General features: G+C 55.6%; 15 protein-coding genes. 9 read left to right on the forward strand and 6 right to left on the reverse strand.

Annotated features, from left to right (window positions below):
• The first annotated feature begins 167 nt into the window (after positions 1 to 167).
• From VGL38_12330 to VGL38_12340, 3 genes are all read left to right on the forward strand, one after another.
• On the forward strand, positions 168 to 2,288 hold the full coding sequence (locus VGL38_12330; protein HEY3296209.1) for a T9SS type A sorting domain-containing protein: 2,121 nt from the start codon (positions 168 to 170) through the stop codon (positions 2,286 to 2,288).
• 126 nt (positions 2,289 to 2,414) lie between these two features.
• The gene (locus tag VGL38_12335; protein ID HEY3296210.1) at positions 2,415 to 4,226 is read left to right on the forward strand and encodes a hypothetical protein; all 1,812 of its coding nucleotides are present in this window, start codon (positions 2,415 to 2,417) and stop codon (positions 4,224 to 4,226) included.
• A gap of 369 nt (positions 4,227 to 4,595) precedes the next feature.
• On the forward strand, positions 4,596 to 6,755 hold the full coding sequence (locus tag VGL38_12340) for a hypothetical protein (GenBank protein ID HEY3296211.1): 2,160 nt from the start codon (positions 4,596 to 4,598) through the stop codon (positions 6,753 to 6,755).
• Positions 6,756 to 6,857: 102 nt separating this feature from the next.
• Here VGL38_12340 and VGL38_12345 read toward each other — a convergent pair whose 3' ends face one another.
• Positions 6,858 to 7,262, reverse strand: a complete 405-nt coding sequence (locus VGL38_12345) for a response regulator (GenBank protein ID HEY3296212.1) — start codon at positions 7,260 to 7,262, stop codon at positions 6,858 to 6,860.
• On the reverse strand, positions 7,255 to 9,147 hold the full coding sequence (locus VGL38_12350; GenBank protein ID HEY3296213.1) for an ATP-binding protein: 1,893 nt from the start codon (positions 9,145 to 9,147) through the stop codon (positions 7,255 to 7,257). Before VGL38_12350 ends, VGL38_12345 begins: the two co-directional genes overlap by 8 nt.
• A gap of 380 nt (positions 9,148 to 9,527) precedes the next feature.
• Here VGL38_12350 and VGL38_12355 point away from each other — a divergent pair, with 380 nt between their 5' ends.
• Genes VGL38_12355 through VGL38_12370 form a run of 4 tightly spaced genes read left to right on the forward strand, consistent with a single transcriptional unit; the run spans position 9,528 to position 12,809 of the window.
• The gene (locus tag VGL38_12355) at positions 9,528 to 10,598 is read left to right on the forward strand and encodes a hydroxymethylglutaryl-CoA synthase (GenBank protein HEY3296214.1); all 1,071 of its coding nucleotides are present in this window, start codon (positions 9,528 to 9,530) and stop codon (positions 10,596 to 10,598) included.
• Positions 10,599 to 10,617: 19 nt separating this feature from the next.
• Positions 10,618 to 11,181, forward strand: coding sequence for a biotin transporter BioY (locus VGL38_12360; GenBank protein HEY3296215.1), 564 nt, complete (start codon positions 10,618 to 10,620; stop codon positions 11,179 to 11,181).
• Between the two features lie 37 nt (positions 11,182 to 11,218).
• Entirely contained in the window at positions 11,219 to 12,391 is a 1,173-nt protein-coding gene (locus VGL38_12365) for a thiolase domain-containing protein (GenBank protein HEY3296216.1), read from the forward strand.
• Between the two features lie 22 nt (positions 12,392 to 12,413).
• Entirely contained in the window at positions 12,414 to 12,809 is a 396-nt protein-coding gene (locus VGL38_12370; protein HEY3296217.1) for a Zn-ribbon domain-containing OB-fold protein, read from the forward strand.
• A gap of 205 nt (positions 12,810 to 13,014) precedes the next feature.
• Here VGL38_12370 and VGL38_12375 read toward each other — a convergent pair whose 3' ends face one another.
• Genes VGL38_12375 through VGL38_12385 form a run of 3 tightly spaced genes read right to left on the reverse strand, consistent with a single transcriptional unit; the run spans position 13,015 to position 15,294 of the window.
• The gene (locus VGL38_12375; GenBank protein HEY3296218.1) at positions 13,015 to 13,731 is read right to left on the reverse strand and encodes a (p)ppGpp synthetase; all 717 of its coding nucleotides are present in this window, start codon (positions 13,729 to 13,731) and stop codon (positions 13,015 to 13,017) included.
• Complete coding sequence (locus VGL38_12380; GenBank protein HEY3296219.1) at positions 13,724 to 14,695, reverse strand: ParA family protein; 972 nt, start codon at positions 14,693 to 14,695, stop codon at positions 13,724 to 13,726. The genes VGL38_12375 and VGL38_12380 overlap by 8 nt, the downstream gene beginning before the upstream one ends.
• Positions 14,695 to 15,294, reverse strand: a complete 600-nt coding sequence (locus VGL38_12385) for a hypothetical protein (GenBank protein HEY3296220.1) — start codon at positions 15,292 to 15,294, stop codon at positions 14,695 to 14,697. Before VGL38_12385 ends, VGL38_12380 begins: the two co-directional genes overlap by 1 nt.
• A gap of 288 nt (positions 15,295 to 15,582) precedes the next feature.
• Between VGL38_12385 and VGL38_12390 the strand changes: the two genes are divergently transcribed.
• A complete protein-coding gene (locus VGL38_12390) occupies positions 15,583 to 15,813 on the forward strand; it encodes a hypothetical protein (GenBank protein HEY3296221.1) in 231 nt (76 codons plus the stop codon).
• Here the strand turns inward: VGL38_12390 and VGL38_12395 are convergent.
• Complete coding sequence (locus VGL38_12395) at positions 15,810 to 16,031, reverse strand: hypothetical protein (GenBank protein ID HEY3296222.1); 222 nt, start codon at positions 16,029 to 16,031, stop codon at positions 15,810 to 15,812. The two genes, VGL38_12390 and VGL38_12395, sit on opposite strands and share 4 nt — an antisense overlap.
• A 324-nt stretch (positions 16,032 to 16,355) precedes the next feature.
• Here VGL38_12395 and VGL38_12400 point away from each other — a divergent pair, with 324 nt between their 5' ends.
• Positions 16,356 to 17,084 (forward strand): hypothetical protein, encoded by a 729-nt coding sequence (locus VGL38_12400; protein HEY3296223.1) that lies wholly within the window; start codon positions 16,356 to 16,358, stop codon positions 17,082 to 17,084.
• Positions 17,085 to 17,270 lie beyond the last annotated feature (186 nt).

Below are 17,270 nucleotides of genomic sequence, written 5' to 3' on the forward strand. Positions count from 1 at the left end.
CCTTATCTTGTCATCTCGTTAGAGTCCGTGGACTCCACCGGAGTCTTCGACCTGCAGACCGTTACCCTTTCACTTGTCATCCTGCAGCCCGTCTGCGGGATGCAGGATCTCTCGGGGACTCGCCTACACCACGCACAGTAATAGGCCACGTCCTCCGCCTGTCCTATGTGAGCGCCAACCCCACTCCCATCCTGACCGGCGAAGACAAGCTTACCAGCTACAGCAACTACTTCCTGTCCAAGGATAGCTGTAAATGGCGCAGCCGCGTCGGCCACTACCGCAGCGTCACCGCCCAAGACGTTTGGCCGGGAATTGATGTCCAATACCGCATCGCACCTTCCGGTGTGGAAACCGTCTACCACCTCCGCCCCGGTGCCGATCCCTCCGCCATTCAACTGCGCTACGAAGGGCAGGAAGGAACTCTGTTCCTTGCTGCCGATGGCTCGTTGCAGCTTCAGACCTCCTTGGGCACCGTCAAGGAACAGGCGCCCTTTGCCTACCAGAACATCAACCACGCCCAAATCGAAATTCCCTGCCGCTATGAACTGACGGCTGAGGGCTACCTGTTTGTGTTAGGGCCTTACGATGCGACACGGGAGGTGGTGATTGATCCGCTGGTGTATTGCAGCTATTGGGGAGCCGGCGAAACCTATGTGCAGGCCATGACCCAAGACCTTCAGCACCACAAATTGCTGACAGGAATTACTTGGGGCCAGTCGCGGTTTCCCATCACTCCCGGCGCCTACTGCGACTCGTCCAATTCCTATGCTGGATATGTTTCCAAGCTGACCACAGGTGGCGACAGCGTGATATTCGCGACCTTTTTGGGCGTAGGGAGCGAGCAGCCGAGTTCTGTTATCAGTGATGCCCAAGGGGCTGTGTATGTCGCAGGCAGAATTTCCGGCCCTTGCGGTCTGGTGCCTTTGACCCCGGATGCATTCGACACGACCTGCGAAGGGGCTGGCGAAGGATTCTTCTCGCGCTTCTCGGCCGATGGCACGGCCCTCGAATACAGTTCCTATGTCGGCGGATCCAATACCGATTTTGTGGAAAAGCTGGGTATGGATTCGCTGGGGGACGTCTACCTCTGGGGCCAGACGCATTCGTCTGATCTGCTGGTTACCCCCGACGCCCTCTATCCGAACTATTCGGGACCTTACGGCGATGGATTTCTCATGATGTTCCACCCAGCAACGTCCACGCTGGACTATTCCACCCATTTCCCCGGGGAATTGGTTTATCCGATGGCTATAAAGGCGGCAGGTCGCGGTGACGTGTGGATCGGCGGGGAAGTTGCATATGGTGGGTTGCCCGTCACTACGGACGCCTTTCAAGCGAGCCTGCACGGCCGCAGTGACGCCTTCGTTGCGCATTTTGATATGTCGGCCAACCGTCTGTTGTATTGCTCTTATTTGGGAGGCACAGTCGGTACGGGTGCCGTAGAGGAGTGGACAAGCGATATCCTGCCGCTGAGTGGAGATACCGTGGTGATCAGTGGAGTGACTATGTCGCCGGATTTTCCTGTAACGCCTGATGCCTATGACACCCTCTGGACAGACTACAATTACAAACAATTTGTAACCATGCTGTGCCTGCCGCAGACGCTGGTGCATTCGACACGGTTGGGAAGTCCGGATGGTGGCGAACGCGGCTACGGGCTTGCGATGGATCTGAGGGGATCCTTCGTTGTGCCATTAATCACAGGGTCTCCTCGTTTTCCGGTGACTGCTGATGCTTATGACCTGACATTCAACGGGGGCAATTGCGACATTGCACTCTGTCGCCTCAGCCATGACCTTCGGCACCTCGAATATGCCACGTATATTGGAGGAGCGGATACCGATGAACAATGGGCATTTCTCTTCGAGCGCAGCGACGCCGTCTGGCTGGGCGGCCGCACCTACTCGCCAGATTTTCCGGTAACGCCAGACGCTATGGTGTCGCACTTTACCGCCACAGGTTTCCTCATCCGTTTTGCCCTACCCGAGGATACCACCGAAGCCGCCCCACCTTTCATCCCTCAGCCTTCATCCTTCAGCCTTTCTGCCTTCCCCAATCCCTTCAACCCCACCACCACGCTCACTTTCACGCTGCCGCATCCGGCAAGCGTCAGGCTTAGGCTGTACAATATTGAAGGACAGCAAGTGCTGGAGCAGGATGCGGGGCGGTTGGCGGCGGGGGAACAGCGGGTGAATGTTTATGGGGAATCTTTGGCGTCTGGAATCTACTTTGCCCGGCTGGAGACTCCCGGCTATTCCGCCACCTGCAAACTGATGCTGTTGCGCTAAGTGGAAAGTTCGCGAAACCTGTCACAAAGCCCTTGAGAAAGACCGGGGTTTGTGCTATTTTGTCCGCCGTATACTCGCTGCAAATTCTTCTGAAAGCTCTCGAAATATACCCGCCAAGGAGGCCCTGTGAGCACCCCTTCCGCCAACATTACCTATGTTCCATATCAACAGACCGATGAGCCGCCGCGCAAGGCTGCGCTGGCCCGGGTCGAATTTCCCCTCAGCGGACTGACCGATGAGGATATTCAGGTGCTGGGACATCTGTCCGATGCCGTGGACCTGATGAACCCCATTTACCGCGACCAGTTCGAGCCCAAAACGGTCATCCTGCACCGCCTCATCAGCCGCCTGATTGAGGTTGCATCCATCGAACAGAAGCTGATTTTGCAGGATTATCTGACCGTGCTGAACATGCAGAACAGCCCGTTCTCGCTGCTGCCGCGCAAGAATCACCTGCTGGGAATGCCGGAAGATCAGGTGCGGGAACTGGTGAAAAGAGCGGGGGATGAGAAGCTGGAAGCCGACTTTGCCGCCGTGGCGCCGTTCATGTTTGAGGACCTTGCTCTGCCGGACAAGGCCGGACTGTATCCGCCCGACATGACGGAAGATGAGTGGAATGGCCTTGGAGAGCAGGCGAACATCGTCAATGCCATGGTCGAGCGCCATAACGGCAGCGTGGTCATGCGTCTGAATGAGGACCGCTACCGCGAGACCCTGAAGCTGGTTATTGACCATTTGGAGGCCGCCCGCCAGCACTGCCGTTTTTCCGAATTCCGCATTTACCTTGACGGCAAGATTGAGGAACTGCGCCACGGCACCGCCGAGTCCCGCCGAATTGCGGACTTCCTCTGGATCCGTCACAAGTCACCGCTGGACCTGATTCTGAGCACGGCGCTGGAAGTCTACCTTGACAATTGGAAGAATGCGCGCGGCGAAGCCGCTGGCGTGTTGTACATCGAAAATGCCGATGCCCAAGCCTTGCTGAAGGCCCTTGTGGCCCGTCTGCCGCACCTTGAAGCCATTGCGCCGTGGGATCATAAGAAACTTGAGATTGATCCGGCTAAGTTGCCGCATCTCCGGTTCGTAGACGTTTTGAACTGGAGCGGAGACTACGTCAATTCGCCCATGACAATCGTCGCTCAGTCTCTGCCCAATGATGACTGGGTGATTGCCAACGTGGGCTCGGTGAACCTTGTGTACCGCAACACCGGCAAGGCCATTCACTCGGTTTCCGGCGATCTGATGGCCGAAGAGTTCATGACGGCCAAGGCCTTTGCCGACTACCGCGAGCTGATGTTCGAAGGCAGCCAGATCCACTCCGCGCTGCACGAACTCGGCCATACCACGGGAGCTTTAGACCCGGCACATCAGGGAAAACAGGCACGAGACTACCTCGAAGCCGAGTATTCCCCACTCGAAGAAGCCCGCGCCGAACTGTTCGGCATGTTTGCGATGTCGCACCTGGCCAAGGAAGGCACGATCACTGAACAGACCGCGGCGTCGGGACACTATTCGATGCTGGTGAGTATGGTGCAGGGACTGAGGTTTCTCCCCGAGCAGGCACACGTTAAGGCGCGCAATATGATGTATCACTTTTTCCAGAAGAACGGCGGCATTAAGGAAGTGATGGAGGGCGGCAAACGGAAATTCGAACTGAATCTGGCGGTGCTGGACAAGCTGGTGGCCGATCTGCTGGGCCAGCTCGGCAACATCAAAGCCGCCGGAGCCAAGGACAAGGCCGCCGCGCTGCGCGAGCAGTTGTGCTTCGTCGATCCGCTGCGGGATGAAATCCAGGAGCGCACCGGCAAATTCCCGCTGGGCCGTGGGCTGATCTTCCCCCGCCTGAAGCACTCCGGCGACCGCTACTACGCCGAATTGGAATATCCGACCACCTTCAATGATCAACCGAAGTTTATGGCGACATTAGCCCGTGATTAGGCGATTTACAGACAGGCTTCACGCGTAAGATACTCGCCGGTTGCTTTATGAAGTGCCTTCCCACAAACAGGGAAGGCACTTTTCATTTGTGTGAATCCGCGCCTGCAACAGGTGACGGAAGCGGAGGCAAAAGAGGCAATCGGTGTGGCAAACCCGAAGCAATTCCCGGCAGGATTCCGAACACCTTTTTAATGCTGAGTTTATATAATCATGACCCTTAGATGCAGATGGTCGTATTTAAGCGATTTGAGCAATCCTGCCTGTCAGATAGCTTCACGGTGCCAAACTATAAGAGTGAGCACGTTCTATAACATGCGCGGCACCTAAGCCACAATGTCTGAAGGGAAAGCCCAAATGAAGGAGTTGCTTATGAACAGGCGATGGCTGGTTTTGTGGGGTATGATCGCGTCACTGTCGGTAGTCTCTCTGCTGCTGGACGCGAGCACCTTGTACGCACAGGAGCAAGCTTTCTACGCCGAGGATTTTGAAGATGTCAGTCTGACCGGCCTGCCTTCTGGCTGGCACCGAACGGACGACCGGGACTGCGGCGACGGCGACACGGACAATTGGGGAGTGATTGACTGCCGGGACCACACAGGCAGCAAATCGGCATGGTGCGCGGGGCACCCGCATGACCATCCGAACGATTGTGAGCACTACTACACGTGTCAAGGCTCCCGGATGGTTACCGAAGCGATCCCCATTGCCAACTACTGCAACCTGCGCTTTCAGTATTACCATTACCTGAACGTGTACAGTGGCCGCAATCACCTGAAGGTGTATCGCAGCGCCACCTATCCTGAAGCTGACTTCTCCAACTGCGAACTGGTCAGCAACTGGAATTCCGATCACGGCTGGACGCTTGATCAGCAAGGTGTTCCGGCGGGCTGGACCACTTTGTACGTGACATGGTACTTCTACAGCAGTTCGGAGGAGGGGGACTGGCAGGCTCTCGGTGCGTTTATCGACGATTTTCAGGTGATTGGAACGCCGATTCCGACGCGGGGGACGGCGACCGCCGCCGGCAACTGCAATGGAGTGATCGTGAGCTGGGGGGACGTAGCCAATGAGACCTTGTACAAGGTCTTCCGGAATGATGTCGGCCAGATCGGCGGCGATTTGCCTGCCGGGACCACCAGCTACACGGATAACAGTGCCGTGCCCGGAACCCCCTACACCTACTCCGTTCAGGCCTGCAACGGGGCTTGCTGTGGGCTCGCGTCATCGCAGGTGCCGGGGCAACGGGCGGTAACACCGGCGCAGGTGCCCAGCGTTTATGCAAACGGCAACTGCAACGCGGTGGTCGTCACCTGGCCCGACGTCGCCAACGAGACTCTATACAGGATATTTCGCAATGGAAGTCCGCTTGGCAGCGACCTGCCGGCAGGAACCACAAGTTACTCAGATAATACTGCCGTTCCCGGAATGTCCTATCAGTATACTGTTCAGGCGTGCAACGGGGTTTGCTGCGGCTCGGTATCTTCCCAGGCGCCGGGAACGCGGCTTACGTGGCCTCCTCAGGTGAGCATCTTGCCCCCAGCCCCGCCAAATTGCGACAGTGTCCAAATTTGCTGGCACGATGCTCCCAACGAAACCGGATACCGACTCTACCGTGACGATTTTCCGGTGGGAACGACCGGTGCGAACGACACATGTCTGTCCGACGTTCCGCCCATCGGAATAAACCACTACTGGGTGATACCCTTCAACCCGTGCGGTGACGGACAGCCGTCTCCTGTTGTACCGGCGACATTTTTCGGCCCACCGAATCAGGTTTCCGGCGTCGTGGCGTCGGATACTCTCTGTAGCGGAATCAACGTCTCATGGGAAAATGTCGCAACGGAACTTGGGTATCGTGTGTACCGAAACCTGACGGTCGTGGCCACGGTCGGCTCCGACACTACCCATTGGACCGATACTCCGGCGGTCGGCACCTACAGCTACGCGGTGCAGGCCTTCAACGCGTGCGGAGACGCGGTAATGTCGGCTGCGGACTTCGGGACGCGACTTTCTGCTGCGACGCCGCCGTCAAATTGCCAGGCTTCCGACACCAGTTGCGGCTTTGTTTATGTGGCGTGGCAGGACAATTCCGACAACGAAAATTTCTTCAAGATCTACCGGAATGACAGTCTCGCCGGCACCGTACAGGCCAATCGCACCTGGTTCTACGATTATCCCGATACCGGCACGCACGTGTACCGCGTCTGCGCATGGACCAGCGCCTGCGGCTGTTCGGAGATGTCTCCACCAGATACGGGACGGCGCCGGAACTGTACTGCCGATCCGGACAGTCTCGTGGTTCGATATGATTCCGGCACTCAGCTTTTATGGTTGTACTGGCAGCCGACGCGGGATGCCCAGGGCTATCCCCTTGCCAATGCAGCCTATTATGTATACCGGGGCAACACACCGAACTTCATCCCCTCGGCGGCAAATCTGCGCTTCACAACATATGCCACACAGGGACCGGACGTTCTGGACGAAGCTTTCGGGCGGGCATTCTACGTCGTGATCGCGCGAACGCCTTAATTGCTTGCCTGGCCGCGGTTCTGACCGATCTGGATTCTGCAAACAGAAGGCTCGCCAAATGGAGAGCCTTCTGTTTGCAGATACGGGGGAGGAATCGAGAACTCAGGTCACGAATGGCGCCTGTGTCTTATGACTCTTGCCATATTCCACACCGGAGTGGACGACTTTCAGGAAGTCATCGAAATCGAAGGGCTTCAGCACTTCGGCGAACAGGATCGTATCTTTGGCTTTGATTGCCTCCCGCAGTTGCGGGTATCCGGTGACAACTACTACCGGAATTCCGCGCCCGGTCAACTGTACGGCGCGAACAAATTCGAGTTCGGTGTTGCCCGGCATCATCCAGTCGGTTACCAGAAGATCATAATCATATCTCGCCAACAGGTTCAACGCCTCGCTCGCATCATGCGCCCGGTCGCAGACATACCCCTCTTCTGACAACAGGACCGCCGTTGTACGCAGAACGGTTTCCTCATCATCGACAATCAGAATGCGCCCTGCGTCATCCATTGGAGGCCTCCACGGTAGAAATCCTTAAGGGCATCGATATGGTAAACGTGGTCCCCTGACCGGGGCAGCTTTCGAACGTCAGAGTACCACCGAGATTCTCCAGCAAGCCGCGCGTAACCGATAGTCCAAGCCCCAGGCCACCGGTCGCCAGTCCTTCCTTCGTCGTAAAGAAGGGTTCGAATATTCGTGTCCGGTATCCCTCCGGAATTCCCGGCCCCTGGTCCGCAACCGTCACTTCCAGCTTATCGTCTGAAGTTACGGTTTTGACACGAACTCTTCCCCCCGGTGGCGAGGCCTCGATGCCATTCTGAATGACCGCAAACAGTGCCTGCCGGAGAGAATCCTCGTGCAGGAGTATGGGCTGCGTGGTTCCGCCAGTCTCCACATCCACCGTCACCTGCCGCGATTGGGCATTTCCGGCAAGCAGGAGCGATACTTCACGCACGACATCGGCGGGACAGGCGATGCTGATTTTCTCCCGGTGCTGCCGGTAGAGTTCGAACATTTGACGGACGATCCGCGCAATCCGTTCCAATTCACGCTCGACAAGACCGACAAACTCATAATGCCGATGCTCGGTTGGAATGGCCCGTTTGACCAGAGTGAACGCATTCTTGATGCCCGCCAGCGGGTTATTGATCTCATGTGCAACTCTCGCGGCCATTCGACCAAGGGCGACCTGCCGCTCATCTTCGAGGCGGTCGCGTTCCAGCGTCCGGATTCGCGCCGAGCGCTCCTCCACGGCCTTTTCCAACTGTTCATTGTAGAGTTGCAACTGTTCTTCCGCCCGTCTGCGCTCCACGGCGATGCGCTCGAGCAAGGTTCGCTGATCCCGCTCGGCGTCATAATGCACCCTTAATACTTTGGCTTCAGATCGCTTCCACCACCAGAGCATGGACGCGCCAATCAACAGAATCAAGGATGCGGTAATGCCGGTAATCAGCGCAGCAACCACTTTGAGCGGAGCGACGATTTCGCTCTCATCGATTTTTGTTATCAGAATCCACGGCGAGTGCGGGACGCGATAGAGAGCACTCATCACGGCGGTATCCCGGTAGTCTCTCGCCATCACAATGCCCGTTACGCCGTTGCCGGCCATGACGGACGCGACTCTGCTGTCTTCCGTGACCGGAAAACGCAACATCAGTGGCGAGTAGTTCCGGAACCTGAGGCGGCTCAAGTATACAACTTCATCGCCGTCCCGTCGCACGAGGACGCTCTCGCCGGTTTCGGTAGGCGTGGGCCAGTTTTCTATCAAGGGATAGAGATACGTCGCCGGATCCAATTCGAGGATGAGTGTGCCGACGATGACCGAATCTCCGGTGGTGGCCCGACGGTCCCAAAGGGGAGCATAAACATTGAGGTGAAGGCTGCCCGCCACGTCTCCGCGCCGGATGTCGGCAAGATAGGCGCTGCCGGATCGAATGGCCAGAGCCATGTCGGATTCCTCCTCATCCGACAGACTCTTTGACGCGCCATAGGTGGCAATGCGTACATTCCCGTTGGTGTCGGCCAGAACCAGATCGTGGTAAAGCACTTTTCCTTTGGCGTCGTTCAGAAAGGCGAGCAGGTCGTCACCCGAATCCTTGCCAGGCGGCGAGCCCAGAAACCGGACCATTCTTGCCGCGTTATACGGGCTGGTCGTAAATTGGGTTGCGTCACGAAGGCGTTCCGTGCGCCAGCCTTCTATCTCATGGAGTTGCCATTGCCCAATGGCGGCCAGCCTGTCCCCGGCTGCGGACCGAAAATGGTCACGCTCGAAGACATAGATGTAGACGCCGACTCCCGACACAATTACGGCGAGCGCTACAAATATGAAAATATCGACAGTTGAAGAAGCGTATCGGCGCATTGTCGAGGCATCCCCGTCTTTGGTCGAGGCCATCTGAAGGTCTTCTCTGTTATCTTCTGAAGTTGCTTAGTAGACCGGGATGCAGCACGCATTACGGAAACCACGGTCACTTATGAATATGCGATAGTAAGATGTAGTTGGAGTAAGTATCGTCAAGCTTTTGATATTCCAAGATAGTAATTGCTACTCAGGAAGTCAACGCTCAGCGCGGCCAGCGCGCACACTATGGAAACTCTCGGGTTTTGGGCCGCTGCGGTAGGAGTAGCCGAGTCCGCTGCTGTCACGATGGCTACCGTGCGCGGCATTTGTCTTGCGAAAATTTTAACAAATCTTTGACAGTTGACAAAGTTTTGGGATTTTGCTATTTTATACGACTTGAAGGTAAAGATGACCAAGAAAGTTCAGGAGGTCTGATGCCGCGAGGTGGTCGAATTGGTATCGTGGGATATGGCAGCTACATTCCCCGATACAGAATTAAGCTCGAAGAAATTGCCAAGATTTGGGGAGCGGATGCCGCATCTTATAAGCGCGGCCTGATGCTCTATGAAAAAAGCGTCCCGGCGCCGGACCAGGACGTCATCACGATGTCGGTGGAAGCCGCGCGGCGAGCGGTGGTTCGGGCGGGAATCAACCCGGCGGACATCGGCGCAATCTACATCGGTTCGGAATCCCATCCCTATGCGGTGAAGCCCTCCGGAACCGTGGTCGCAGAGGCCCTCGGCTCAACCCCTCTGATTCACAGCGCGGATATGGAGTTTGCCTGTAAGGCCGGCAGCGAAGGCATGTTCGTCGCCTTCGGTCTGGTCAAAGCCGGGCTGATCAAGTACGGCATGGGCATTGGCGCGGACACCTCGCAGGGCGCTCCCGGTGATGCCCTCGAATACAGCGCCTCGGCAGGCGCGGCGGCGTTTTTGATGGGCGCGGGCGACCACGTGATTGCGACCATCGATTTCACGACGTCCTATATGACGGACACTCCCGATTTCTGGCGCCGCGAGCATGCGGACTATCCGTCTCACGGCGGCCGCTTTACGGGTGATGAAGCCTTTTTCAAGCATACCCTTGGCTGCGCCAAGGAGCTGTTTGCGATCAGCAAGACCAAGCCCTCCGATTTCCGGTACGCGGTCTTTCATCAACCCAACGGCAAATTCCCGCAGCGCGCGGCGGAGATGCTGGGCTTCAACAAGAAGCAGTATGAGACCGGCTGGCTGACTCCGTGGCTGGGCAACACCTATTCGGGGGCGTCCCCCATGGGCTTGACCGCCATTCTGGATGTGGCCAAACCCGGCGACAAGATCTTCATGGTCAGCTACGGCAGCGGTTCGGGCTCCGACGGTTTTGTTTACACCGTCACGGATGCCATCAAGGGCAAGGCCAAGATGGCCCCGCAGACCCGTCCACAGCTTGATGAGAACAAAGTCTATCTCGATTACGGCACCTACGCCAAGTTCCGCGGCAAGATCCGCATGGCTGGCGGTCATTGATTTAACGGAGAATTCTTTCGTGACGATTGCAGAAACTTACGCGCCCTCCAAGTCCGGTTTCCGGACTCGGGCCGCCTACAACGTCGCACTGGTTGGAGTCGGCAGTGCGTTCATCGCTCTGACGGCGCAGATTTCCTTTACTCTTCCTTTCAGTCCTGTTCCGGTTACCGGGCAGACTTTCGGCGTGTTGCTGCTGGCGGCCTTGCTGGGTCGGGTGCGCGGCACCCTTGCGGTGGCAACCTACCTTGCCGAAGGGCTGTGCGGCCTTCCGGTGTTTGCCGGCGGCATGGGCAGTGCAGTGGTCTTTCTCGGACCTACCGGCGGCTATTTGCTGGGATTCCTCCCGGCGGCCTTTGTGGTGGGCGCTCTGGCCGAACGCGGCTGGGACAAGCGCGCCATCACCTCCGGACTGGCCATGGTGCTGGGCGCAGCGGCGATTTTTGCCGTGGGACTGAGCTGGCTTAAGATTTACGTTGGCGTTGAAAATACTTTGACCATGGGCCTGTACCCGTTCCTTGCAGGGGAAGCGGTCAAGATCGCCGCGGCGATGGTGACGCTTCCGGCCCTGCGCAGATTCGTCTGACCACGGGCGGGTGGCAACCAACAATCAGGAAAGTACTATGCGTGATGTTGCAGTAATTGGGGTCGGCGTCAACAAGTGGGGCGAACTCTGGGATCAGTCCCTGCGTAACATTTTTGTCGAGGCCGGACTGAAGGCGATGGACGATGCCGGCATTGACCGCATCGAGTCGCTGTACGTCGGCTGTATGGCCCCCGGACTTTTCACCGGGCAGGAGCATCTGGCAAGCCTGCTCGCGGATTACCTTGGTCAGACGCCGATTCCCGCGTGCCGTGTCGAGTCTGCCTGCGCGTCAGGCGGCCTGGCGATGCGGATGGGGTGGATGGACGTGGCGCTCGGCCTGCACGACATCGTGATGGTCAGCGGCGTCGAAAAGATGACGGACGTGGACGGCGGCGGAGCGACCTACGCCCTTGCCACCGCGGCGGATCAGGAATATGAGTGCTACAACGGCGCTACCTTCCCCGGTCTGTACGCGATGATCGCCAACGCCTATCAGAAGAAGTACAAGATTCCTTTCGAGAAGTTTCGCGACCAGCTCGCGCATGTGGCGGTGAAGAACCATGAGAACGGTTTCCTCAATCCCAATGCGCAGTACCGCATGAAGCTGACGCTGGATGCCGTGAAGAACGCGACGATGGTCGCCGATCCGCTGCGGCTGTTCGACTGCTCGCCGATTACCGACGGCGCGGCGGCGGTCATACTCTGCCCACTGGAACTGGCACAGAAGAAGTTCAAAAAGCACGCTCCGGTGGCCGTTATCGGCACGGGCGCGGCGACGGATACTATCGCTCTGCATGACCGCGAAGACCTGACCTCGTTCCGTTCCACGGAACTGGCGGCGCAGCAGGCGTACAAGATGGCCGGCGTCGGTCCGAAGGATATCGACTTTGCCGAAGTGCACGACTGCTTCACCATCGCGGAAATTTCCGTGACCGAGGCCTTGGGATTCTTTGCGGCCGGGAAGGGTGGAGAAGCGGCGGCTGCGGGCGTTACGGCGCGCGACGGCAAGAAGCCAATTAACACCTCCGGCGGTTTGAAGTCCAAGGGCCATCCGGTGGGCGCGACGGGCATTGCCCAGATCATCGAACTCGCCCTGCAACTGCGCGGCGATGCCGGTGAGCGGCAGCTCAAGAACCCGCGCGTGGGCATGGCGCAGAACATGGGCGGCTCAGGCGGCTCGGCGATTGTTCACATTCTCAGATCAGTCTAACCGGTAAGGAGAAGCAGATATCATGGCAGGAATCACAGCGCGATACTGGCGCGAATGCCCGCAGCGTTACCGGGGAGAAGCCAACAAGTCGGCCAAGACGGGACGCGTCTTCTTTCCGCCGCGGCAGGTGGAACCGGAAAACGGAAATCGCAAGTTCAAGCCGGTGAAGCTCGAATACGGCGGCGAACTTCTGACCTTCACCGTCATCCGCGTTGCTCCGCAAGGCTTCGAAAAACAGAGCCCTTATGCTCTGGCGATCATTCAACTCGACGGCGGCGGCCGCATCACCACTCAGGTCACGGACATTCCCGTGGACAATGTGAAGATCGGCATGCGCGTTCACGTCGAGTTCCGCAAGATCAACGACGACGGCGTCGAAGGCATCCACATGTACGGCTACAAAGTGGTGCCGGAGTAGAAGCGAAAAGCGAAAAGCAAAAAGCAAAAAGCAAAAATAGAAAATAGAAAATCCGCGCTTCAGAAATGGGGCGCGGATTCGTTTGTTCGTAGTTGTGTCTGTACAATTCCTCGACCGGAAAACGTTAATGTCGATATTCAAGTCTTAAACCGATAATATCGTAAAGCAAATATCCAGACATATGGCGGTCGACAATCAGGCTGCGTCACGCATGTGGTGTTGATTCCTTCGACTTTTTGTGGTCCTCGTGAGACCTAATAATAGATCCTACAAGCCTTACACAGCCATTAGTCAGATGTGCAAACGCCTTTAACTGTTCACTACATGCCAAGCTGTCGGTCGGAACTGGGTAGTTTATGGAATGTTCAATCTCACCCCATTCTTCCTCAAGAAGTGTACGAGCCTGAATCTCAAACGTGTATGGCTTTTTGTGATAACTCTCCAGTACGTAGTGGACGCTGGTATACAGAGTAGTTCGTCTCTCTGTCTTCATACCCAAGTTCTCAAAGAATCCGGCGGTTTCATCGTCAAATACCATGGCGATTGGTCCCTCGATGATCCGATAGCTCCCTTGGTCAGCCCACGCACTTAGCGCACTGTCGATATATCGTATTTGATCTCTATGAAGGTAAAGAACTCTAATTCCAATGATGTCGTTCACTCCCTTGAGCAGATCGCCTTGTGGGATAATAAGTCTCTGTTTGTCATATTTACGCTTCAATTTATCTGCCAGATGAGTCTCATCCTTGATTCTTGATCGGATTGAGTGAACGAGGGGCTTTAGCGCCTTATCATTAGAGATTTCGTTAATGATGTTCCCGCGCATTGTCACAAGTTGCTCGAAAGAATCACGATAGTGTGCTAAATGGCCTTCAACATAAGCGTTGAAGTCAAAGTTCTCGCCGTCAACAATTTCAGCCATTGTAATACCGCATTATTCCGTTTGCAATTTCAACAAAAACCTGTTCGGCAGCAGCACCAGCCCCGCCCACTTCCCACCACGGCAGACCTTCGCGTTGAGCACGCAAGGCACTTTGTCCGAAATCCCTCACTTCTCCGAGCTTGCACTCAGAAGCACCTCTTTTTGCAAGTTCAGGAAATCTCTCACGGATTCTCCCAATAACTTCGCTGCTCATTCTCACTTCGAGTTTCGTCATGAAGCCTGAGTAGTCTGATGCCGGTAGCCCGCCCCACACTTTGAACCGCTGTGGAATGTACCCAATGATTTCTGGCTTTCCGCGGAGCAAAACCGCATGGTCGGGTGGGTTGGTCGACAGCCCTTGCCATTCCACAATCCACTTTACCAGCGTATGACCAAGAGTTGATAACGCTCGGAGTGAGAAGTCATCGCATGCCGCTGGGATGATCACGCCGTCACAGTCAAGGACTATCGCTTTGTTCAGGGGCCCAATATTGGGTCCAGAATCATAAAAGACGAAATCTGCGTCGACCTTCTTGGCGGCATTTTCAACCATTCTGCTAATGGCAGTAACTCTAGCGTAGCCCCGTATTCTTCTCTTGGAGCAGTCGCCAAATGCATCAGATAAATCTTCCTCGAATTCTGAAAGACTGATGTCGCCAGGAATCAAAAAGAGGTTGTCACGCCTTTCTACGGGTTCAATCTCTTTTGGCGCACTTTGGCCACTCATCACAGGATACACCGCAGACCAAATAGTACGTCCACGCTCAGTCAAGGATTCATTCAGCCATTCACCGACAGCCTGCTCGTCTGCAAGATATGTGGTCAAACTACATTGTGGATCAGAATCGACCAACAAGACCTTTTGACCGAGTTTTGCGAGAGCAAATGCGATATTTGCAGTCAGGCTTGTTTTTCCCACCCCGCCCTTGTGATTGAAAATTGCTATTCGCTTGAATGTAGTCATTATTTAGACCGCTTCGAAGCTTTAGAAGTCTTCGTCCCGTTCTTCGGCCTGCGTGATCTTCGTGTCGGTTTCGATTCTGCAACCGCAGCCTTTGCTGCGTCTCTGTCGGGCAGGGCTTGAACGAAAATTTCTCCGATGGCACTTAACCTCCAAAAATTCTTGGATGGAGAAATGATATATCCGGCAGCCACCGCGTTGCTCAACGACAGCGATGGATTTGACAATTTTCTCTGTGCCGCCTCCGTATTTGCAAGGCTTATGTCGCGAGTCTGAAATTCGGTCAAGTTCTGATAGTGAGTCAAATAGTAGGCGAGACAAGCTATTTTCTCTACGTCTGCTTGAGGCTTCTTCTGAAATAGGAACTCTTTTGCGGAAATGGTTCGGTCTCGCGAGAAGTCGTCTATTGGCATCCTGCGGCTCTCAGCGTCAATTTGAGGCCGATCGGTATCTCGTCCTCGGTTCGTATCAATTTGGTAAGTCTGTTCGAAGTATTTGTTGATGAGCCCTAGAATGCGACGTTGCTCAGGCGGATCAAGTTGACGCAATTGCGTCAAAACTTGCTCGAGAATCTTTATGTCGTCAAATGTCTTTTCTGGCATGTGACTGTTCCTGTTGAAAGTGTCTTGTCGTTCATGGGATGCTTGGGCATGACCTACTGAAAGTTAGTAAAAAAAACCAGATTGTCAATAATTCGCTTCCCCATAGATCCAACGTGTATCTCGTGTCTCTCCGCCTAATCTGACCGCAAAGTTCAACCCCTTCATAGTAGTTGTTCTTATGTGCAAATATAGTTATCGGAATTGTCCTCTTGACAAACCCATGATTTTCGGTACGGTTGTTCAACGCCAGAGTTGAATCAGAGAATAACCAGAACGGAGACTCAGACAATGGAAGGCGAACAAAAAGCCCCGGCACAAGGGGCCAAGGCGCAACGCAAAAGGGGTGTGGACATAGAAAACGAGGCGGACTCGCCCGTTACCTGCTTGTACAACAAACTGTGTGAGACGGCCCAAGCACAAGGGTTCGTGGTTCTGGCAGGAACGCGCACGATCAGGGAGGATGCCGCCATTTTTGGTGGCTCCTATGCGGACATCACCGTGCGAGTGGAATTGACCTAACGGCTCATTCCCCCGTGCGTTCCTGCGGGCGGATGGATTTTGCGGGACTGATGGTAGTCCTCATAGTTGCGATGGATCTTCTCCGACATGTCCTCGATCTTCTCGAAGTCAAATTCCCCGGTGGCCTGCGTAATGACAAGGCTCTCGAAGTTCTTGACGATCACGGCGGCGAGAATCGCCTGTTCGAGTCCCGGCACTTTGGTATGCTGTTTTACCACGTTCAACTCCTTTGGTTAAGTTCTTAGACAATGTAGGAGTTGAGTGGGACAATAGCAAGGATATACATTCTAAGCTTAAACCCGTCGCGCTGACGGGTTTTTGCTTGATTTCCTGCCTCCAAAGCCTTACCTTTTCCCTATCCTACCCAAGCAATGCCGGGTTTCCGGCAAAGCATACTTATGAACGTGAATGACCCGTGCCCCTTCAATTGGGACATGGGCCTCTGGTGTGGTCATGAGTATGCCTTTGCTTGGGTAGGACCAGCACAGGTCATTCGTCTGATACCCAGAGGCTCTTTTACGTCCAAGGAAAGGGAAACACACATGAACCGCTTAGGAACTGTCTTGGTCTTGTCCGTCATGGCGCTCGTGCTGATCGGCGGGTGCAAGCCCACGCCGGAGCAGATGGCACAAAAGCTGTTTGACGAAGGGAAGTACGAGGAACTGCTGGCCAAGTACCCAAACACGGCGCTGGGGGCAGAAGCCAAAGACAAGGTGGCGGAGAAGCTCTTCGCCGAGGGCAAATACGATTTGGTGGCGCGGGACTATGCTGATACCCGTTTCGGCCCGCAGGCCAAGGCTCACATTCCGGGAACGCCGAGCGCGGACTCCCTACTGGCGAAGGAAGCGGAGCAGGTGAACGGGATACGTCTGAACGCGGTCAAGACCGAGTGGGCTTTCGATGGGACGTATCTACGGCCTTCGATCAAGCTTGAAGCGAAGAATGTGACGGCTGACCGCCCGATAGTCGGTATCTACGTAGCGGCAACGTTCCTGAACACCGGGACGCATGAGGTCTTTGGGTCGGGGTCGGAGAACCTGCAAGCCCGCTCGGCCTCGGCCCTGCCTCCGGGGTACTCGGTCAAGGGGGCTGTTACGTGTAACGCAGGCTTCGAGCCGCACCTCGCGCCCGACAATCTCCCGGACATCACGGCGAATTTGACCGTAGAAGTGTCCGAGGGAAAAGGCGCGAGCTACCGCGATCACTCCTTCACGATGTCCGTTCCCATCAGCAACAAAGTGATGGGAAAGGCGTGGGGCAAGAAGAAATAGCGCCGTGAATTTACGGAGGTTAAAGGGCCGTTCTTGGGAGCGGCCCTTTCTCTTTTACCGCTTGCAAGCATAATCTTATTACAATATTAAGAATGTGGAAATAACTTATAAATCTATTTCTTTAGGACAGGGTGCCCCGCTGAGGTCTATTTCGCGCATAAGATATAAATGTATTTCTCACAGATG

The organism is bacterium, assembly GCA_036504735.1.
GTDB lineage: Bacteria > Electryoneota > RPQS01 > RPQS01 > RPQS01 > DASXUQ01.